This is a genomic window from Microbacterium sp. Leaf436, from assembly GCF_001424715.1.
Lineage (GTDB): Bacteria > Actinomycetota > Actinomycetes > Actinomycetales > Microbacteriaceae > Microbacterium.
Genome location: NZ_LMRB01000002.1, coordinates 299,225 through 317,625, shown reverse-complemented (window position 1 = coordinate 317,625; position 18,401 = coordinate 299,225). Strand labels below are relative to the sequence as shown.

Annotated in this window: 25 protein-coding genes, 1 tRNA gene and 1 pseudogene; 14 read left to right on the top strand and 13 right to left on the bottom strand. The window is 69.6% G+C overall.

The window, feature by feature from the left end:
- Window positions 1-4: 4 nt before the first annotated feature.
- Entirely contained in the window at window positions 5-373 is a 369-nt protein-coding gene (locus ASG45_RS05845) for a VOC family protein (protein ID WP_055834077.1), read from the bottom strand.
- 54 nt (window positions 374-427) lie between these two features.
- On the opposite strand from ASG45_RS05845, the gene ASG45_RS05840 reads away from it, so the two are divergent.
- The 4 genes from ASG45_RS05840 (at window position 428) to ASG45_RS16140 (ending at window position 2,801) form a co-directional block, all read left to right on the top strand.
- Window positions 428-865: a MarR family winged helix-turn-helix transcriptional regulator gene (locus ASG45_RS05840; protein ID WP_055834074.1), complete on the top strand. Its 438-nt coding sequence runs from the start codon at window positions 428-430 to the stop codon at window positions 863-865.
- A 156-nt stretch (window positions 866-1,021) separates the two neighbouring features.
- Complete coding sequence (locus ASG45_RS05835) at window positions 1,022-1,927, top strand: DMT family transporter (RefSeq protein WP_055834071.1); 906 nt, start codon at window positions 1,022-1,024, stop codon at window positions 1,925-1,927.
- Window positions 1,908-2,636 (top strand): GntR family transcriptional regulator, encoded by a 729-nt coding sequence (locus ASG45_RS05830; protein ID WP_082516480.1) that lies wholly within the window; start codon window positions 1,908-1,910, stop codon window positions 2,634-2,636. Before ASG45_RS05835 ends, ASG45_RS05830 begins: the two co-directional genes overlap by 20 nt.
- A 92-nt stretch (window positions 2,637-2,728) precedes the next feature.
- A tRNA-Met gene (locus tag ASG45_RS16140) sits at window positions 2,729-2,801 on the top strand.
- A gap of 80 nt (window positions 2,802-2,881) precedes the next feature.
- Here ASG45_RS16140 and ASG45_RS16765 read toward each other — a convergent pair.
- Window positions 2,882-3,085, bottom strand: a pseudogene (locus ASG45_RS16765) (tyrosine-type recombinase/integrase); the annotation flags it as partial.
- A 743-nt stretch (window positions 3,086-3,828) separates the two neighbouring features.
- Between ASG45_RS16765 and ASG45_RS05815 the strand changes: the two are divergent.
- Window positions 3,829-4,140 carry a hypothetical protein gene (locus ASG45_RS05815; RefSeq protein ID WP_055834062.1) on the top strand — a complete coding sequence of 104 codons (312 nt, stop codon included), beginning with the start codon at window positions 3,829-3,831 and terminating at the stop codon, window positions 4,138-4,140.
- Window positions 4,141-4,347: 207 nt separating this feature from the next.
- On the opposite strand, the gene ASG45_RS05810 is transcribed toward ASG45_RS05815, so the two are convergent.
- Window positions 4,348-4,770 (bottom strand): hypothetical protein, encoded by a 423-nt coding sequence (locus tag ASG45_RS05810; RefSeq protein ID WP_055834059.1) that lies wholly within the window; start codon window positions 4,768-4,770, stop codon window positions 4,348-4,350.
- Window positions 4,771-4,866: 96 nt separating this feature from the next.
- Between ASG45_RS05810 and ASG45_RS05805 the strand changes: the two genes are divergently transcribed.
- Complete coding sequence (locus ASG45_RS05805) at window positions 4,867-5,346, top strand: hypothetical protein (protein ID WP_156459385.1); 480 nt, start codon at window positions 4,867-4,869, stop codon at window positions 5,344-5,346.
- Window positions 5,347-5,446: 100 nt separating this feature from the next.
- Here ASG45_RS05805 and ASG45_RS05800 read toward each other — a convergent pair whose 3' ends face one another.
- Complete coding sequence (locus ASG45_RS05800; RefSeq protein ID WP_055834053.1) at window positions 5,447-6,175, bottom strand: hypothetical protein; 729 nt, start codon at window positions 6,173-6,175, stop codon at window positions 5,447-5,449.
- Window positions 6,176-6,567: 392 nt separating this feature from the next.
- On the opposite strand from ASG45_RS05800, the gene ASG45_RS05795 reads away from it, so the two are divergent.
- The 3 genes from ASG45_RS05795 (at window position 6,568) to ASG45_RS05785 (ending at window position 7,746) form a co-directional block, all read left to right on the top strand.
- Window positions 6,568-7,038 (top strand): helix-turn-helix domain-containing protein, encoded by a 471-nt coding sequence (locus ASG45_RS05795; protein ID WP_200943396.1) that lies wholly within the window; start codon window positions 6,568-6,570, stop codon window positions 7,036-7,038.
- Window positions 7,035-7,451, top strand: coding sequence for a hypothetical protein (locus ASG45_RS05790; protein ID WP_055834049.1), 417 nt, complete (start codon window positions 7,035-7,037; stop codon window positions 7,449-7,451). Before ASG45_RS05795 ends, ASG45_RS05790 begins: the two co-directional genes overlap by 4 nt.
- Window positions 7,452-7,521: 70 nt before the next feature.
- Window positions 7,522-7,746: an RNA-binding S4 domain-containing protein gene (locus ASG45_RS05785; RefSeq protein WP_055834045.1), complete on the top strand. Its 225-nt coding sequence runs from the start codon at window positions 7,522-7,524 to the stop codon at window positions 7,744-7,746.
- 114 nt (window positions 7,747-7,860) lie between these two features.
- Here the strand turns inward: ASG45_RS05785 and ASG45_RS05780 are convergent, their stop codons facing one another.
- From ASG45_RS05780 to ykgO, 4 genes are all read right to left on the bottom strand, one after another.
- Complete coding sequence (locus ASG45_RS05780; RefSeq protein ID WP_055834041.1) at window positions 7,861-8,157, bottom strand: hypothetical protein; 297 nt, start codon at window positions 8,155-8,157, stop codon at window positions 7,861-7,863.
- A complete protein-coding gene (locus tag ASG45_RS05775) occupies window positions 8,154-8,462 on the bottom strand; it encodes an ArsR/SmtB family transcription factor (RefSeq protein WP_055834038.1) in 309 nt (102 codons plus the stop codon). Before ASG45_RS05775 ends, ASG45_RS05780 begins: the two co-directional genes overlap by 4 nt.
- 84 nt (window positions 8,463-8,546) lie before the next feature.
- A complete protein-coding gene (locus tag ASG45_RS05770) occupies window positions 8,547-8,735 on the bottom strand; it encodes a hypothetical protein (protein ID WP_055834035.1) in 189 nt (62 codons plus the stop codon).
- 20 nt (window positions 8,736-8,755) lie between these two features.
- The gene (gene ykgO, locus ASG45_RS05765; RefSeq protein ID WP_055834032.1) at window positions 8,756-8,878 is read right to left on the bottom strand and encodes a type B 50S ribosomal protein L36; all 123 of its coding nucleotides are present in this window, start codon (window positions 8,876-8,878) and stop codon (window positions 8,756-8,758) included.
- A gap of 80 nt (window positions 8,879-8,958) precedes the next feature.
- Between ykgO and ASG45_RS05760 the strand changes: the two genes are divergently transcribed.
- Both ASG45_RS05760 and ASG45_RS05755 read left to right on the top strand, forming a co-directional pair.
- On the top strand, window positions 8,959-9,954 hold the full coding sequence (locus ASG45_RS05760; protein ID WP_055835858.1) for a GTP-binding protein: 996 nt from the start codon (window positions 8,959-8,961) through the stop codon (window positions 9,952-9,954).
- Between the two features lie 54 nt (window positions 9,955-10,008).
- Window positions 10,009-10,215 carry a hypothetical protein gene (locus tag ASG45_RS05755; RefSeq protein WP_055834028.1) on the top strand — a complete coding sequence of 69 codons (207 nt, stop codon included), beginning with the start codon at window positions 10,009-10,011 and terminating at the stop codon, window positions 10,213-10,215.
- Between the two features lie 113 nt (window positions 10,216-10,328).
- Here ASG45_RS05755 and ASG45_RS05750 read toward each other — a convergent pair whose 3' ends face one another.
- The 4 genes from ASG45_RS05750 to ASG45_RS05735 form a co-directional block, all read right to left on the bottom strand.
- The gene (locus ASG45_RS05750) at window positions 10,329-11,414 is read right to left on the bottom strand and encodes an ABC transporter permease (protein WP_055834025.1); all 1,086 of its coding nucleotides are present in this window, start codon (window positions 11,412-11,414) and stop codon (window positions 10,329-10,331) included.
- Window positions 11,411-12,436, bottom strand: coding sequence for an ABC transporter ATP-binding protein (locus ASG45_RS05745; protein WP_082509276.1), 1,026 nt, complete (start codon window positions 12,434-12,436; stop codon window positions 11,411-11,413). Before ASG45_RS05745 ends, ASG45_RS05750 begins: the two co-directional genes overlap by 4 nt.
- Before the next feature lie 60 nt (window positions 12,437-12,496).
- Window positions 12,497-13,426 carry an NAD(P)/FAD-dependent oxidoreductase gene (locus ASG45_RS05740; protein WP_055834022.1) on the bottom strand — a complete coding sequence of 310 codons (930 nt, stop codon included), beginning with the start codon at window positions 13,424-13,426 and terminating at the stop codon, window positions 12,497-12,499.
- A 239-nt stretch (window positions 13,427-13,665) separates the two neighbouring features.
- Complete coding sequence (locus tag ASG45_RS05735) at window positions 13,666-14,646, bottom strand: glycerophosphodiester phosphodiesterase family protein (RefSeq protein WP_055834020.1); 981 nt, start codon at window positions 14,644-14,646, stop codon at window positions 13,666-13,668.
- Between the two features lie 142 nt (window positions 14,647-14,788).
- On the opposite strand from ASG45_RS05735, the gene ASG45_RS05730 reads away from it, so the two are divergent.
- Window positions 14,789-15,658: a Bax inhibitor-1/YccA family protein gene (locus ASG45_RS05730; RefSeq protein WP_055834018.1), complete on the top strand. Its 870-nt coding sequence runs from the start codon at window positions 14,789-14,791 to the stop codon at window positions 15,656-15,658.
- Window positions 15,659-15,848: 190 nt separating this feature from the next.
- Window positions 15,849-17,078, top strand: coding sequence for a non-homologous end-joining DNA ligase (gene ligD, locus ASG45_RS05725; protein WP_055834015.1), 1,230 nt, complete (start codon window positions 15,849-15,851; stop codon window positions 17,076-17,078).
- Here ligD and ASG45_RS05720 read toward each other — a convergent pair.
- Entirely contained in the window at window positions 17,045-17,602 is a 558-nt protein-coding gene (locus ASG45_RS05720; RefSeq protein ID WP_055834012.1) for a TetR/AcrR family transcriptional regulator, read from the bottom strand. The two genes, ligD and ASG45_RS05720, sit on opposite strands and share 34 nt — an antisense overlap.
- A gap of 68 nt (window positions 17,603-17,670) precedes the next feature.
- Between ASG45_RS05720 and ASG45_RS05715 the strand changes: the two genes are divergently transcribed.
- On the top strand, window positions 17,671-18,384 hold the full coding sequence (locus tag ASG45_RS05715; RefSeq protein WP_055834009.1) for an MBL fold metallo-hydrolase: 714 nt from the start codon (window positions 17,671-17,673) through the stop codon (window positions 18,382-18,384).
- The last annotated feature ends 17 nt before the right edge of the window (window positions 18,385-18,401 follow it).

The window sequence follows — 18,401 nt, the reverse complement described above, 5'->3', positions numbered from 1 at the left end:
ACGGTCAGGCCCGGTCGTGCAAAGTGACGTGGTATCCGTCGGGATCGGCGAAAGTGAACGTGCGGCCGAAGGGTCCGTCGATGGGGTCCATGACGATGCGGTGACCGTCGGCGACGAGTGCGTCGTGGATTCGCTGCACATCGGTGGCGTGCAGCCAGACGGCCGCGCCGATCCCGGGCTGCGCCACACCGCTCAGGTCTGTCCCCGGCGCGAGGTCGCGCAGGGCGAAGGCGATCGGCGTCGTGGTGAAGACCACGGCGTGCGGGGGGCCCGCGGGTGAGCGTTCGAGTCCGAGGTGGCGCGCGTAGAAGGCGTGCGAGGCGTCGAGATCGCGCACCTGGAGGGAAAGGAAGTCGGGGCCGGTGACGGGCATGGAATCTCCTGGTGTGTCAGTTATCTGACATCCACTGTATGTCAGAATACTGACATGACGCAAGAGCGCATCGATCTGGACACCTCGCTGGGGTACCTGCTCAAAGAGGCGGCGAGCGCGCTGCGCTCCGCGATGGAGGACGTCCTGCGCCCCCTCGGCATGACGATCACGCACTACTCCTGCCTCGAGCTCCTCGCCCAGCGTCCGGGGTTATCGAACTCCGACCTCGCCCGCGGGGCATTCGTCACGCGGCAGTCGATGAACGTGCTGCTCCAGACGCTGGAGCGCGACGGCATCGTCGAGCGCCCGGACGCCGCTCCCGTCGGCAAGGCACTGCCCACGCGTCTCACCGCGCGCGGCCTCCGTTCCCTCGAGGCGGCGAGCGCCGCCGTGCGCTCGGTGGAACGTCGCATGCTCAGCGGAATGTCCGACGCCGAGCAGGCCGCCGCCCTGCACGCGTTGCGTTCGATGGCGGCGTCACTGCGCGGTTGATCCCAGTCCGACTCGGGCGCCGCCTCGCACAACGGCGGGGCAGTTCGCCGACACGCCGACACGGTCCGTTCGGACTCGGCGCGTCCTCTTCGTCGTCCGCCGTTGTGCTCCGCGTCCGCCAGCACCCTGGATTGCAGATTGTGTAACAATCAATTCATGTTGCCCGCCCTCGCCGTTCTCGCGGCGGCCCTGTGTTTTTCGACCACGGGTACGGCACAGGCGCTGGCAGGCGTCGACGCCTCCCCCGTCGCGGTCGGTGCCGCGCGGATCGTCGTGGGCGGCGGCATCCTGGGTCTCGTCGCCCTTCTGCGGCGCGCGCCGACTCCCCCGCTGCGGGTGATGCGCGGATCCGTCAGCGGACTCGTCGCACTCGGAGCGATCGGCGTGCTCGCCTACCAACCCCTCTTCTTCCTCGGCACGCGAGAGAACGGCGTGGCCATCGGCACGGTCGTCGCGCTGGGTTCCGCGCCGATCGCAACCGGAATCGTGGATGCCGTGCGCCTGCGTCGCGCCCCCTCGCCGCGCTGGATGCTCGCCACCGCCATCGCCCTCGCCGGTGTCGTGCTGGTGTCGGGAGTCACCGGCGGCTCGATCGCGCTCGCTCCGAGCGGTCTCCTCGCCTCGGCGGGCGCCGGAATGTCGTATGCCCTCTATACGGTGTGCGGAAAGGCGCTGATCGAGAGGGGGTGGGACTCCACCCGCGTTATGGGCACGGTCTTCGGTGTCGCCGCGGTGGCGAGCCTGCCGGTGCTGCTGCTAGCCGGGTCCTCTTGGCTGCTCACTCCTAACGGCCTCGCGCTCGCGCTCTGGCTCGGAGTGGTCACGACGACGATCGCCTACCTGCTGTTCGGCTGGGGGCTCGCACGGCTGACCGCCGTCACGGTCTCGACCCTCACGCTCGCCGAGCCCCTCGCGGCGACGCTGCTCGGGCTGTTCGTGCTGCACGAGCAGCTCACCCCGATGGGAGCCGTCGGCCTCGCGCTCATCGCCGTGGGCCTCGCCGTGGTGTCCGTTCCGTCACGTCGTCGCGAGGAGGTTCCGGATGCCACGGCCCGCGCGTGACGCCTCCGCCCGCGCCGCGGCTGGACACGGTGGTGCCGGGCGGGACACCCGCGTCTCGGCGGCACCCGGCCGCGCCACCGCGGATTCCCCCGGCCCCCGCGCCGCCGACCTCGTCGCCGACGCGGTGCGCTCCGGCATCCTGTCGGGAGATCTCGCCCCCGGAACCCCGCTGCGCGAAGAGGAGCTGAGCGCGACGCACGGCGTCTCGCGCCACACCGCTCGCACCGCACTCACCCGCTTGGCCGGCGAACGCCTCGTCACCGCCGAGCCCTATCGAGGCGTGCGGGTCTCGCTGCTCGACGACGACGCACTCATCGCGCTGCAGCAGCTGCGCTGCGCCCTCGAGACCGAGGCGTTGCGGATCGTGCGGGATCGCGGCATCCATCCGCCCGACGTCGACGCGGCGCTCGATTCCCTCGCCGACGCCGAGGCCTCGGGCGACTGGCCCGCCACCCTCGACGCGCACGCCCGCGTGCACTTCGCCCTGGTCGATGCCGCGGGCAGCCCGCGGATCGCGGAGGAGTACCGGCGCCTCGACTCCGAGATGCACCTGCTGCTCACCCACGTGCGCCCGGCGTATGCGGCGGGGACGCTGACGGCGGAGCATCGCGCCTACGTGCGGGCGGCGCTGGACGAGCCCGAGCGGGCCGTGCGCGCGCACCTCGATCACTCGACGCGGGCGATCATCGACGGGCGGCGCGGGCGCTGAGGGTGACTCGGGCGCCACACGGCGACATCTCTCGTCACTTCTCGCAACGCCCGCACCGCGCGTCCACGGTCCGGGTTAGCGTGAGGGCACATCGCGGCGATCCGGGCGGTCCCGGGCCTCGGCTCATAACCGAAGGCGTGGCGGGTTCGACTCCCGCCGTCGCGTCGACGACGGAGGCCCCGCGATCCCTTGCGCTGTGAGGGATCGCGAGGCCTTTCTTCTCGACTGCGGTCGGCGCGTGGCCACTATTTGGCCACAACCACCCGTGATCGAGCCGCGTCGAGAGCGGCCGAGACAGTGTCGACGTCGTCGTCGAAGAGGTCTGCGTAGACGTCGAGGGTCATGGCAGCGGACGCGTGGCCGAGCATGCGCTGAACCGCCTTCACGTTCGCACCGGAGCTGATCGCAAGAGACGCCGCAGTGTGCCGCAGATCATGGACGGTCATTCGCTCGAGACCCGCGGCGTCGAGAGCGGTAACGAACCAGGACCGGGAGCCGCCGGAGGCGCGTGGGTACTGATGCGCCTTCTTGCCCTTGCGCGGCAGGTCGACCCCGCGCGCGGCGTTGTGCGGGATGCGTCGGTCAAGAGATCCTCCTACAGGGAAACGTGCGCATCCCCCTCGCAAGTGTTCCCACGTACACCGGCACCGGCCTTCCCGAGGGACACTACGGTTGTCCACCACGGGGCGCCTCGAACGCGCCGACGGGTCCTGAGGCCGCCCGCAGCGCCGCTGTACTCTCTGCCATATGAGCGTGTCCAACGAAGAGCTCCTGGAGAGTCTCACCGCACTAGTCGAGCGGTACCAAGCTGATTCCGTCCTACTTCTCCGAGACGGCCCAGATCAGGTTGAACTCATGGAGTGGGTGAACCACGCGAAGGTGATGATCGAGATGCTGCTATCGCATTCTGCGATGCTGACTCGCGTCATCGTTGACGAACGTTCGTAGCCGTCCCGGCCAACCAGATAGGCCGCGGTCGGCCAGCGTATCGTTTCGATCCGTGGACACTTTCTGGTCAACCCTCGTGGCCTCCTCGGCGTCGCTCATCGGCGTGTGCATCGGCATAGTCTCAAGCCGCGGCGCAGCCCGATCGCAAGACAAGCGAGCGGCACTGGCTGCACGAGCTGAGGCAGCCGACGCGGTAGCCGAAGAGCTGGTTTCCGCGCTCAGACAGCTGCGCCGGCTACCTGCAATGCACTTCGAGTCTCTGGCGCAAGAGGTGTACCTGCCCGAGCACTGGTACGAGAACTACGAGCCCGCACTACTTCACCGTCTGGGCCGCCTCCAGGACGCGGACGCCCGCGCAGCGCTCCGCCTGATCGTCAACTCGCTCGGCGACCTGAAACTTCACGAGTTCTCCTCCACCTACCAGTCCATCGAGAGTCAACTGCTCCTGGCGCTCGAAATAGTCCAAAGCAGCCGCCGAGGCGAACCCGTCGACTCCACGAGCCGCGCCGAGCTCGCCGCTCTGCAAAAGAGGATTGACCACCGGCCCCCGTTCTGACCGAGAATTCATCTGCCCCTACCTTCGACGCGCGCCGCGTCTACTCAGGCGTCCGCGCGACCCGAGAGTACGAGATGGCGTTTGAAAACTTGCAACGCTGCGTGCCTCGTGGCACCGGAACCCCGCCGGCCACACTCGCACCGCCACACAAACCGTGACCTCCCGGCCCCATCTTCTTCCCAGTCCGCGTCTTTCAGCCCGTGCACGTCAACCCTCGTCGTGGTTCAGATCATCGCGGGAGATTCGCCTGAGGGGCACGTCCTCCGGCACCGCTCGGGAGATGAGCTGTACTTTGAACCGCTTAAGCCCCCGGGACAGAACGTCGAGCGCTCGCAGCTCGTGCACAAGAAAATCCGTCACGGGGATCTCTCCGTGACGGGTCGAGTACTCAGCGAGCGTCAGCCCGCCGAGCTGCTCCCGGTCAACGGCGAACAGGGTAAGCCCGTCACGGCCGCGCAGCTGTGAATGACCGAACTGCACGCCGACAAGCATGTAGCGATCGAGGTCTAAGCCAACCGCTTCTGCGAGCTCCGTCAAAGCCGGTCCGTGCCCGTCCGCGGCGGCGGTACCTCGGAAATCGTCATACTGCGTTCCCGCCGGCTCAACTACTTCGTCCCACTCTACGGCCATGGCTCCCCCATTCGACAAGCGTTGCTCGACCATACCCGCGCGCTTAGCCGCAACGTCACACGCCACAGAGCGGGGACGCACATGTACCGTGTGGCCATGGAAAAGCGCGAGCCTGGCCGGTACAACGGACCGTGGATGCACAGCCGCTGGGCCGCGCTCAACGGCGTCGACAACGTCCCCCACCCCGTCGACCTAGCCCACCCGATCATGGCGCTCGTCGACGCCCGCCGAACCAACCTCGCGAACTCCGCGAAGAACCTCGACCGCGCACCATTCGACAACAAATCGTTCTACCGCTCGCCCGGCAAGCAGCACGTCAGCGTCCTCATCACGGCCCCCTACCTCGGAGCAGCCCAGCGCACTTACGGCAGCGTCTCAGCACTCAACGACACGGCACACGGCATCGCGCGCGACTTCGGACTGTTCGTACGGGTGGGCCACCCTGCCGACACCATCCACCTGAGCCTGTGGTCAAACGAGCCTACGGTCCCCATCGTGTTCTGGAACCCCGAGCGCATCACGCTCCACCTGCCTGATCCCGCCGACCCATATCCCAGCGTTGCAGGCGGGGCCTGACGAGAAGAGCCACACCCCGACGCGCTCACGAGGAGCGGGGGGCCTCTTCGAGCCGATATCAACCGGTCCGCCTACAACAGCGGTCATCAAAGGTCACCAGCTAGTCGGTTGGTGCATCAAGCGCGCGAAGGATGTCGCGTTCCCACGTCTCTGCATATGAGATGTCGGGAAACTCCTCCCCTGAACGGTCCCGCATCGCCCAGAACGCGGCAAGCAAAGATTCGTGACGTTCCGGTTCCTGCCACCACGCTCGGAGCGCTTCGTTCAATTGGAACAGAGCCCGATGCATCACCGTCACGACGGGCTCACCATCCGACGCGGCTATTGATCTAGCTGAGTCGAGGATGGTGGTGCGAAGAGCGTGCATCAGCGACACCATCAGCGGATGCCCCTCCGCCTCGAGCTCACGCCCTAGTTGGTTGCCGCTTAACCTCGCCATTTCCTGGTCGCTGAAGGTGTTCGGATCTTCGTCGTGCCGGATCGCCGTCCAGTGGTTTACGACAGCTCGAAGGGAGTCTCTGTGCCAATCGGTGATGCGGTAACCAGCTCTGCGCCGAGCGTTCTCTACCTCACGAGCTTGAGCCTCCTGGTGGCGCGTCTGCTCGGCGTACAGCGCCTGGGCCGCGATCTTGTTGGACTCGCTTGCCACCCTCGTAGCGTGAACAGACGTGACAACCGCAACGACGACGGCGGCCAAGGTGGCCAGCGCAGCTATGGCAGTGACGGCGAGCGAGATCCAGTCGTAGACATCCCGCTCGCTCAAGGCTCTCACAACGTCCTCCAGCTGGCATGACACCGTTTCCGACTCGACGCATGCGCTGGCATCCATCAGCCCAAAGTAGCGGACGCCCTGTGGGGCTCTACACCGATTGAAAACACCCCACCGCCAGCTCCTCATCGCTCTGCGCGCGATGGCGCCCCAAGGGGGTGGGGGGTACCCCCGAGGAGCCGACCTCGATCGGACCGCCGGGGAGGTGGCTGTCCCTTCAACCGGGTTCAGACATTTTCCCAGGCGGACACATTCTGGCCACAACCTGCCGTCAACGTGGGCTGCAGACCAAAACCATAAACCGGCCTACATGCCCATAATCCCGCCAGTGCGAAGCGCCGGCTAGACAACACCGCGACAACGGATCGGGTTCGACTCCCGCCGTCGCGTCCACTTCCGCACCACGGGCACGAGAACGTCGCCACGCGTAGGCTATATCACGGAGGTATACCGTGACAGCGACTTTCGACCACAGCCGAGCGTCGCAGCTGGTGCGAGCCGCTCGCCTCGACCGGGGGATGTCTCAGGCCGATCTGGCGCGAGCCGCGGGTATGAGTCAGCCCAATGTGGCAGCCGTGGAATCCGGGACGAGGAACCCCAGTGCAGACGCCTTCGAGCGCCTCCTCCGCGCCGCCGACTACCGGCCGAGTCTGGCCGTGGAAGAGCATGCCGGGGCGATCGTCGAGGCGGGACTCCGTCACGGGCTCCGTGACATCCGCGTCTTCGGCTCGGTGGCCACGGGAGCGGATCACTTCTCGTCGGACATCGACCTGCTCGCCCGCGTCGAGAGCGGGCGCGGCTATTTCGACATCGCGGCGTTCGTGAATGCCGTCGAAAAGCTCACCGGATTCTCCGTCGACGTGATCGTCGACGACGAGCAGCGCCCCGCATTCCTCGACTCGACACCGATGGCCGCGTTGTGACGGGTTCCGAGCCCGCGCCGGCCAAGCCCTTCACTCGTGCACCCCGCACCGATCGTCCACGGAAAGACGTTTCGCAGGAGAACTTCCTGGACAGCGTCGACGCGATCGACGCGTTCCTCACCCACGCGACGAGCGGTGGAAGGGACGCATTCCAGCGCAACTCTCCCGCTCACGCGTCCGGCTCGATGGCGATCATCCGGGCGGCTGCACTCTTCGAGACCGACGAGTTCGCCGACTTCCTGGCGACCACCCCGAACGAGGTGTTCACCGCCCTGAGGACGATGCGCAACATCGCCTCGCGTTCCGGCTACCGCGCGATGAACGACGAGTTCTTCTGGGTCACTCTGACCACCGAGCTGCCTCCCCATGTGAACCGATGGAGGCTCGCAGCCCAGGCGTCGGCGTCAAGCTGAGCGCCGCCGCCTCGGAAGGCCCGGCGTTCGGAACCCGCGCCCACGCCGCGACCGGTGCCAGACTGGAGCGATGACCAGCCCCGCACCCCAGGACGTCCTCATCGGCAGCGAGAGCATTCGTCTGAGCGCGTTCCTCAAGTTCGCCGGCATCGTCGATTCCGGTGGAGACGCCAAAGAGGCGATCATCGACGGGTACGTCAAGGTGAACGGCGAGGTCGAACGCCAGCGCGGGCGACAGCTGCAGGTCGGCGACGTCGTGACGTTCGAGGGGCAGTCGCTCCGCGTCCAGCCGTGACATCACCACGCCCCCTCTGACACGAGGAAGGCCCGCTCCCCCCGAAGGAGAAGCGGGCCCGGCAGGCGAGATCCCGCGCTCGTGACACGGGATGCCGCTCGGCTCAGCGGCGGATCAGTGCTCGTCGTAGTGGTCGGTGTGCAGCGAGTGGCGGTGACCGTCGTGCACGTAGTCGGCGTGGCCGTCGTGCTCGAGCTTCTCGTGGCCGCAGTCGTCGCCGTGACGGTGCTCGTCGACGGTGTGCTCGGCCTTCGACTCGTGCTCGTCGTAGTGGTCGCCGTGCAGGGCGTGGTGGTGCGTGCCGTGCACGTAGTCGATGTGGTCGCCGTGCTCGATCTTCTGGTGGCCGCAGTCGTCGCCGTGGGCGTGCTCGTCGACGGAGTGCTCGGCGTGGGTTTCGGTGGTGCTCATTGTTCGTTCCCCTGGTCGTTCGGTTCCTGGACGTGGGCGATCGCATCGAGCACGACGTGCGCGACATGCTGGTCGGCGAGGGCGTATCGAATCTCTTTCCCCTCGCGCTCCGAGCTCACCAAGCCCGCGTGGCGCAGTGTCCGCAGGTGTTGAGACACCAACGGCTGCGACAGGCCCGCCTGCTCGGCGAGCACGCTGACCGTGAGCTGTTCGCGGCTCAGGAGCCACACGAGCGCGAGACGCGACTCGTTGCCCAGAACCTTGAACAGCTCCGCGGCTTCGTCGAGTCCCGCGATCTTGTCCACGGCATCCACTCGACCATACACATGCACGAATTGCAATGTGTTCAGGTTATTGGGAGCGATTCTCGTTCGCGTACCGACGGCACGTCACGGCAGGTCGTCGCGGTCTCCGCTCGACCGACCCTCGCCGAACGCGGCCCGCATCCACGCCGTCTCGGCCGCCGCGCGGATGTCATCGTCGTCGCGTCGCCGTTGGGCGCGGCGCCCGATGCCGAGCCCCGCGCCCGCCACCGCGACACCGATGGCGATCCCCACAGCGAGCGCCCCGAGTTCCATGGGGCGATTCTACGAAGGCGTCACCCCTGACGCCCCTTGAAGCGCGGGTTCTGCTTGTTGATCACGAACACCCGACCGCGGCGGCGAACGACCTGCGCACCGGGCTGCTTCTTGAGCGACGCGAGCGAAGCGCGAACTTTCATGGGGATCCTCCTTGTTGATAACCGTTATCACTAACACGGTAGGGTGTCGGGAGCCCCCTGACAAACGAGAGGTGGATGCCATGCCCCGCACGATCGCCATCCTCGGCGTCTGCGCACCGGAACGCCGGGCCTACGCCGAACGCACCGCTGTCGCGCTCGATCGCCCGCTGCACCTGCTGCGTTTCGCCGACCTCCGGTCCTCCCACGCCCTTCCCCACCCGCGGTCACGCCCGAGCACCGCGCACGCCGTCGTCGACCTGGGCACCGACGTCGACCTCATCCACGCGATCGCCTCGCGCGGCGGCGCCGAGGTCGAAGCGGTCTGCGTCGTCGACGCCCGACACATGGTGGGCGACCTGCTCGACGAGGCGCCCCTCGTGGCATCCGCTCGTCCCGGCGACACCCGCGCCGACGTCGGTGCACGCGCGCGGCAGGCGGCCCTGGCCCTGGAGCTGGCGACACGCATCGTCTGGATCAACTGGGAGCAGGTGCCCACCGCGGCCCTCTCCGTGCAGATGGCACTCGCCTCGCACCTGAACCCCACCGCCGTGGTGCGCCTGTCGCGCGATCCGCTCAGCGACCTGCACTCAAAAGCTCCCCGCGACGGCGAGATCCTCGAGCGAGCGGGCTGGGTACACGCCCTCAACGCTGAGCACGACCCCTACATGCGCGACAACCGCGTCATGACGGTGCGCTACGAGCAGCTGCGGCCGTTCCATCCGGCCCGCCTGTCGGCCGCTCTCGACCGGCTCGACGACGGCGCCGCCGGACGCCTCGTGCGTTCCGCCGGATTCTGTCGCCTGGCCTCACGCCCCGGCATCCTGGCGCGGTGGGAGCACGTCGGCTCGGCGATGTGGCTCGAGCCGATCGGTGCCGACGACGGACTCATGGGCATGGGCCAAGAGATCGCCTTCACCGGCCTCGACCTCTCGGCGCCGAAGCTCGCGCACGTGCTCGACCGGGCCGCTCTCACCGACGGCGAGCTCGCCAGCGGCCCCGCGGCCTGGGCGCTGTTCGACGACCCGCTGCCGGCTTGGCCCGCGGTGGAGTCGTCGATCCCCGATGCCACCGACTGACGACGACCTGTCAAGCCGGTTCACCGTGGCGGCCGCGTGGGGCAACGTGTCGGCATGAGCACTCCTGAGATCCCCTCCCGCCACTCCGACGACGCCCACGCCGACTCCGCCGCCCCCACCGACGCCGTGACCGACGAGGTGCGCGAAGACGCCGCCGAATCCGAGGAACACGTCGAGCTCGACAACCACACGGGCGACGCGCTCGACGGCGACGCCCCGGCGGACGACCCCGGGTTCCCCGCCGCCGAGGGTCACGCCTGAACCCGCGGTGATCGGAGCGCCCGGCGAGCACCTGCCCGGGCGCTCCTCCTGCACTGAACGGTGACGCGAGTCCCGTCGACGGCAGCGACCTCGGAGCGGGTTCCCCTCGGCCGCTACGCGATCCGCGTCCCCGGCGGCAGGCGCTTCGCCGGCGTCCGGGTGCGCGAGATTCCCCACCACAGCAGCCCACCGGCGACCACCGCCTGCAGCAGCAGCCCCACGAACCAGCTCGGCGCGGTGCCCGCGAGCTGCTCCTCGGTGGTCGGGTAGTCGTATGCGCTGCCCGCGGGGTCGGCGCAGGCGTCGTACCGCGGCGCCGGGTCGGGCTCGATCTGCGCGAGGCGCACACCCGCGGCGATCTGCGAGAACAGGTCGGACGGGTAGCCGTCGCGATACGTCGGCGGCGTGGCATCCGCGAGGATCACGAAGGGGTTGGCCGCGAGCAGCCACCACACGCGGTCGAAGCGCGGGGTCTCGCCGTACGACCTCGACTCGACGCACTCGAGCTCGTCGTAGGTGGGGCACCCCGCCCCGGGACTCGGCGCGCCCGGGTCGCAGCCGGTGGGCACCGCGTTCCAGTCGACGTCGCGACTCACCGTCACCTGCGGCGTGCGCAGCGCGGCGCCGCCCAATCCGAAGGCGAGCAGCGTGCCGATGGTGAGCGCGGCGACCACCAGGTACGTGCTGGCCACCGAGAAGATGGGCCGCGCGACCACCGCGCTGAAACCCACCCCGATCGCCGCGACGATGCCCACCTCGAGGATCAGGATGCCGAGCGAGCTCACGATCACGCCCGGATTCAGCGCCCCGGCGAACGTCGACACGATCAGAAAGGGCACGGCCACGACGAGGAAGGCGAGACCGGAGATCCAGGCGGCCAGGAACTTGCCGATCACGATCTCGGTCGTCGTGGCGAGCGTCACCTGCACCGGAGCAAGGGTCGCGCCGTCGCGGTCGCCGTTGACCGCGCTGCCGCTGAGCGTGGGCGACACCAGCAGCACGAGCAGGAGCACGAGCATGATGACGAGCGAGAAGAACCACTCGTTGCCGCCGCTCCAGAGCGAGAACGCGGCGAGCGAGAGAACCATGATGCCGAGCAGGATCGCGGCGAAGATCCCGAGCAGCACGTACCAGCCCACCGAGCGGACGCGCTGACGCAGCTCGATCCCGATGATCGTGCGCAGGCGGTGCAGGTTCATGCGCGGCTCCCCTCGTCGTCGCGGTCATCGGGCACGGCGGGCGCCGTCGGCCCCTGTGCGGGGGCACCCGGCGGAGGCGGAGGCGGCGCCGACTCGGACCGCAGGTCGAGGAAGGCGTGCTCGAGATCACCCACGGCGGGAGCGAACTCCACCACCGGCAGGCCCGCGCCGACGAGAGCGCGCAGCCCTGCGACGGCACCCGCGTCGTCGGCGAACGGCACGAGAGCATCGCGCCGGTCGAGACCGATCTCGTCGCCGGAGCGGCCGAGGGCCGCCGCGATATCTCCGCGCGCCGCCTCGACCGACCTCGAGGAGTCGGTCGCCAGTCGCACGCGCCACACCCGCACGCGCGTCGCCGCCGCCGCGATGCGGTCGCCCGCGACGGTGCGTCCGTCGACCAGGAACACGGCGTCGTCGACGACCTCTTCGAGCTCGGACAGCACGTGACTCGACATCAGGATCGTGCGTCCCTCGGCGGCCAGGCGTCGCAACAGCACGCGCAGCGCGATGCGCGCCTGCGGATCGAGACCCGAGGCCGGCTCGTCGAGCAACAGCACGCGCGGGTCGTGCACGAGCGCGCGGGCCAGAGCGAGACGCTGCTTCTGGCCACGCGACAAGACGCGGGCAGGTGCCGCGGCGAGCGCGGTCAGGTCGACGAGCTCGAGAAGTTCGTCGGCGCGGGAACGCGCGGCGTCACGCGACAGGTCGTAGAGCTGCGCGGTCGCCACCAGCACCTCTCGCGCCGTCAGGCTCGGCCACGCGCCCAGGGAGTCCGGCATCCATCCGAGCACGCGTCGCACACCGGCCGGGTCGGCGACCGGGTCGATGCCGCCGATGCGCAGCTCACCGTCGTCGGGCCGCAGCAGAGACGCCAGCATGAGCATGAGCGTGGTCTTGCCCGAGCCGTTCGGTCCGACCAGTCCCGTGACGCGGCCCGCGGCGGCGGTGAACGTCACCTGCCGCACGGCCTGCACCGAACCGAACGACCGTCTCACTCCCGCGACTTCGATACCGGCGTCCATGGCCCCACCCTAGAGGGGGGCTCCGACGTGGCTCGTCTCGCGATTCGCGGAAGCCAGGACTCAGGATGCCGCCAGCGCCCGGCCGAGAGCGTCGCCCGACGACCACGCGGTGCGTACCGCCGCACTCTCTCCCCATGCATCACCGCAGGCCGAGAGCCCGGGCGAGCGGAAGAACGGCTCCCCGGTCGCCTCGACGGGTCGGGCGAAGGTCCAGCGGTGGGCGCGCGCGGCGACAGGGTCGGCATCGATCCGCAGAAGTCGGCGGGTTGCCGCGACGACGGGCGCGATCGCCGCGTCGGGGTCGTCGAGGTGCCGTCGGGCGCGGTCGGCGGTGGTGTGTACGACGAGCACGGGAGCACCGTCGCCGCGACGATCGCCGTCGTCGGCGAGGAACGACACGTCGGCGTCGCCGTCGGCGAAGGCACCGTGCAGGTCGGCATCCCACTGCCTGTCATCCCACCGGAGCACCACGGCGATGACCGGCTCCCAATCCTGAGCGCCACCCGGAGCCTCGCCCGTCAACCGCGCAGCCTGAGGCGCAGGCATCGCGAGCACCACCTCGCCGGCGTCGCGACCGTCGACGCGGTACGGCTCGACGCGCTCGACGACGTGCTCCGACACCACGTCGAGCCCCTCGGCCAGGTCGAGCGTCAGCGAACGCGAGCCCAGCGGAGCCGCCCATCTCATCGGACCGGGCTTGGGCGTCTGCCCGCCGTCGGCGTCGATGACGGCGAAGGTGTCGGTCCAGGGACGGGCGAGTCCCCGTTCCTCCCAGTCGGCGACGAGATGGCCGAAGCGCTCCGCCTCGCCCACGACGAAGTACGACGCGCCGAGGTCGACCGCGCGCCCGTCGATCGTGCGGCTCGCCAAGCGCCCACCCACGCGGCGCCCCCGATCGAGCACGCGCACCGACCTCCCGGCATCCTGCACCGCTCGCGCGCACGCGAGCCCGGAGATCCCGCCGCCGACGACCGTCACATCCACTGTCATGCGGTCATCCTCCCGCGCCACGCGGGGCCGAGGGGCGGGGTTGCGTTGGGACGCCCCCGGACTCGCGACCGCCGAGGGGCCGGCCCGAACTCCTGAGAAACCTCGGCACGGCCGACGAGCACCGCCGACGACGATGCCCGCCGACCGAGACCTCAGGAGTTTCGCCCGCGCGTACGCGGGCGCACGCGCCGATCCCGCTCCGCAGGGCGCTCGGCCGCCGTCCCGCACACGGGCGCAGCTCAGCTCCGGAAGAACTCGACCCCCAGGTCGGGATGATCCACGAACACGCCGTCGAGCCCCGCGTCGCGCAGCACCGACCATTCCGCGCGGTGGTCGCCGAACGCCGCGGCGCCGCCGGGCCGCCGATACGCGCGCAGCAGGAACATATTCTCGGGACGGCATGTCCAGGTGAAGACGCGCAGACCGCGTTCCTGCGCCTCGGCCACGAGCGGAGCCGGGCCGCGCGCACGGCCCCAGCGGTCGGGGGCGAGGATGAGGCGCTTGTCGGGGCTGATGCCGTCGACCTCGGCGGCGAGCCCGTCGAGCCCCCGGGGGGTCAGCATGGCGGCGTACCCCGCGGCGTCAGTGCCGTCGCGTTCCCGCAGGTCCCACGGGGCGCCGTCGGCCTCGATCAGCTGCACGAGCGGAACGCGGATGCCGAGGTCACGCAGCCGCGTGAGCACCAGCGGCTCGAACGACTCGATGACGAGGGAGTCGACGGCATCGGCCCATCCGCCCGCGCGCAGCTCGTCGCGTACGAGCTCGGCCATGTCGAAGCCGAGGCGGGCGAAGGCGGCAGCGTGCTTGATCTCGAGCACCACCCCGACTCCCCCCTCGCGGGCGAGGTCGAGCACGTCGCGCAGGCGCAGCACGGGCTCGGTGTCGTCGTGGGCCGCGCTGGCGGGACGGATCGCGGGGATGCGCTCCCGGCACCGGAGGGTCTGCAGCTCCGCCCAGGTGAAGTCTTCGGTGAACCACCCCTCGAGCCGCTCGCCGTCGACCGTCTTCGACGTGCGCCGGTCGGCGAACTCGCGACGCGTAGCGACATCGGTCGTGGCGCTGATCTCGTTCTCGTGACGCACGACGAGCACGCCGTCTTTCGAGGGGACGACGTCGGGCTCGACGGCATCCACTCCCGCGGCGATCGCCCGCGCGTACGAGCTGCGGGAGTGCTCGGGGAGGTACCCGGGGGCACCGCGGTGGCCGATGACGAGGGGCATTCCGTCACGCTAACGACGCCGGGTGAACAACGGGTCCGCTCAAAGCAGAATCCCAGTCAGCACAAGGAATCCCGCGGCCCCCTCGGCTAGTGTTGTCTGACAGCACGGTGCTGTGATCACCATCTTTGGAGTGTGAGTTCCCGTGGCCCTCAACAACCCGGCATTCAGCAACCCGGCGTTCCAGGACCCTCGAGCCGGTGGCGCCCAGACGCGCTACAGCCCGCCCCCGGCCGTCGATCCCGCCGCAGACGCGTCGATCGAAGGGGCGTACGCCGCCCCCGCGGCGAGCGCAGCCCAGACCGGTCGCATGACCGTCGAAGACACCGTCTTCAAGACCCTGGCCCTCTTCGGCATCCTCGTCGTCACCGCCGTCGTCGGCTGGATCTGGACGATGAGCGGCGTCAGCGTCGCCAACCCCAACCCGAGCGTTGCTCCGATGATCATCGGCGGCCTGGGCGGCTTCGTGCTCGCCATGGTCGCGATCTTCAAGAAGAAGCCGTCGGTCCCCGTGTTCATCGCCTACGCGGCGTTCGAGGGTCTGTTCATCGGCGGAATCTCGGCGTTCTTCGAGTTCATGCTGCCCGGCATCGTCGTGCAGGCGACCCTCGCGACCCTCTCGGTCGTCGGCGTGACCCTCGCCCTCTTCGCCAGCGGCAAGATCCGCGCCTCGAAGCGTGCCACCAAGATCTTCATGATCGCGATGGTCGGCTACCTCGTCTTCAGCCTGCTGAACGTCGGCCTCATGCTCTTCGGCGTGCTGCCCGACGGAATGGCGTTCGGCCTGCGCAGCGCCACCATCGCCGGCATCCCGATCGGTCTGATCCTCGGTGTGCTCGTGGTCATTATGGCCGCGTACTCGCTGGTGCTCGACTTCGACCAGATCCAGCGCGGCGTCCGCAACGGCGCCCCGCGCGTCTACGCGTGGGTCGGCGCCTTCGGCATCATGGTCACCGTCGTGTGGCTGTACGTCGAGATCCTGCGCATGATCGCGATCATCCGCGGCAACAACTGACGCACCGATTCACGCGGAGGGCCGTCCCGTTCGGGGCGGCCCTTCGTCGTCCCCGCCTTTCCTTCCCGTTGAGTGTCCAGGACACGCCGCGAGACCAGGTCGACGTACGGCGTGTCCTGGACACTCAACGCCGGGGCGGAGCGCCCGCAAGGGGTGCCGCGGCCGAGCGTCCCGACGCTAGCGTCGCGTCATGAGCCCCGCGAAGACGCCCGCCGAGATCCTCGACATCGACGGACACGAGGTGCGCGTCACCAGTCCCGATCGCGTCGTGTTCGCCGAGCCCGGCCTCACCAAGCTCGACCTCGTGCGCTACTACCTCGCCGTCGCCGAGGGGGCGCTCCGCGGCGCCGGTGGGCGGCCGATGGTGCTGAAACGCTTCTCGAAGGGCCTCGACCAGGAGCCGTTCTTCCAAAAGCGCGTGCCCGAGAACCACCCCGCCTTCATCGACACCGCGACCCTGCGCTACGCCTCGGGCACGTCGGCGGAAGAGACGGTGATCCGGGATGCCGCGGGCCTGGCGTGGGTCGTCAACCTCGGCTGCCTCGACCTCAACCCGCATCCCGTGCGAGCCGAAGACCTCGATCATCCCGACGAGCTGCGCGTGGACCTCGACCCGATGCCGGGGGTCGACTGGTCGCAGATCGTCGACGTGGCCTTCATCGCCCGCGACGTTCTGCACGATCACGGGCTCGTCGGCTGGCCCAAGACCTCGGGGTCGCGCGGGCTGCACATCCTCGTGCGCCTCCGCCCCGAGTGGAACTTCGCCGACGTGCGTCTCGCGTCCGAGACCCTGGCCCGCGAGGTCGAGAACCGCGCGCCGGGGCTCGCCACCGCCCGCTGGTGGAAGGAGGAGCGGGGCGAGAGCGTCTTCGTGGACTTCAACCAGAACGCCAAGGACCGCACGGTCGCGTCGGCCTACTCCGTGCGCGCCCTCCCCGACGCGCGCGTCTCGACACCGTTGACCTGGGACGAGGTGCGAAGCCGCCGCCCCGACGAGTTCACCGTCCTCACCGTGCCCGAGCGCTTCGCGACACTCGGTGACCCGCACGCCGGGATCGACGACGCGGCGGGGTCTCTCGACGCGCTCCTCGCCCTCGCGAAGGAGCTCGGGCCGGCCGAGAAGCCCCCGCGCGGCAGCGACGGTTCGGGCCGGCGAGTGTCGACCATGCCGCTCATCGAGGTCGCGCGCACCAAGACCAAGCCCGAGGCGCTGGAGGCACTCGAGACGTGGAAGCAGCGGCATCCCGACGCCACCTCCGCCCTGCACCCGGCCGATGTGCTCGTCGACGGCATGCGCGGTTCGAGCTCGCTCTGGTACCGCGTGCGGGTGAACCTGCAGCACGTTCCGGATGCCGAGCGCCCGGCGCAGGAAGGCCTGATCGCCGACTACGACCCCTGGGCCGGCCGATCCCCGTCGTGAGCGTTCGAGAGCGAGGCGACGAGGTGGGCGCGACCGTAGTCGTACGCCTGATCGAGGTCGCCGCCGAGGCGGAAGGCCCCGCCGAGCTCCATGGTCACGAAACCCGTGGCCCAGGCCGTCAGCAGTCGCGCGGCGTCGAGCGCGTGCGTCTCGCCCACCGCCGACGTGGTCGCCCGCAGCACCGGCGCGCTCGTGGCCGCGAGGCGCTCGGCATCCACCACCGTCGTGAACAGCAGACGGAACGCCTCGGGACGATCGTGCCCGAAGCGACGGAACGCGATCAGCAGGGCGTCGAGGTCGTCGGAGGCCGCCGTCAGCCGAGCGGTGAGCTCGTCGGCGGCCCGTTCCCCGACGCGCGCGAGCAGAGTCTCGCGGTCGCGCACCCTCTTGTAGAGCGAGGGCGCTTTCACCCCCACCGCCTGGGCGACGGCCTGCATCGTGACTGCGCCCGGCCCGCCCTCGTCGAGCAGTCGCGCTGCCGCATCGACGATCTCATCGAGGCTCGTTCTCTCCGGAGTCGGCATGATTCCTCCCATGGCTACGGATATAAGCTATCATGGCTAATGTTCGTAGCCATCCAGGAAGGCCCCTCATGAGACTCGCCCCGTCGCTCCACCGCATCGGCAACGACATCGTCGCCTCGTACCTCATCGTCACCCCCGAGGGCATCACCCTCGTCGACGCCGGACTCCCCGGCATGCACGCCGATCTGCTCCGAGAACTGGATGCCATCGGCCGCACCCCCGGCGACATCCGCGGCGTCGTGCTCACCCACGGCGACAGCGACCACGTCGGCTTCGCCGAGCGCCTGCGCCGCGAGCACGGCGTTCCCGTCTACGTGCACTCCGCCGACGCCGACCGCGCCCGCGGGGGCTCGAAGCCGAAGGCGGCCATGGGCCCGATGCGCCTCGGCCCGCTGCTCAGCTTCGCCGCCTACGGGATCCGCAAGGGCGTGCGCCCCCAGTGGCTGACCGAGGTGAACGAGGTCTCCGACGGCGACGTGCTCGAGCTCCCGGGCAGCCCCCGCGTGGTCGGCATGCCCGGACACTCCGCGGGCAGCATCGCCGTGCACTCCCCCGCCGTGCGCGCGGTGTTCGTCGGCGATGCGCTCACCACGCGCCACGTGCTCACCGGTCGCATGGGCGCCGCCCCCGCACCGTTCACCGACGACCCCGCCGAGGCGATGGCCTCCCTCGACCGCATCGCCGGACTGGATGCCGAATGGGTCCTGCCCGGGCACGGTCCCGCCTTCCACGGCTCACCGGCCGCCGCCGCCGACGCCGTGAGGGCTGCCGCGCGCGGCTGAGCGGGGCTCGCGGGGGT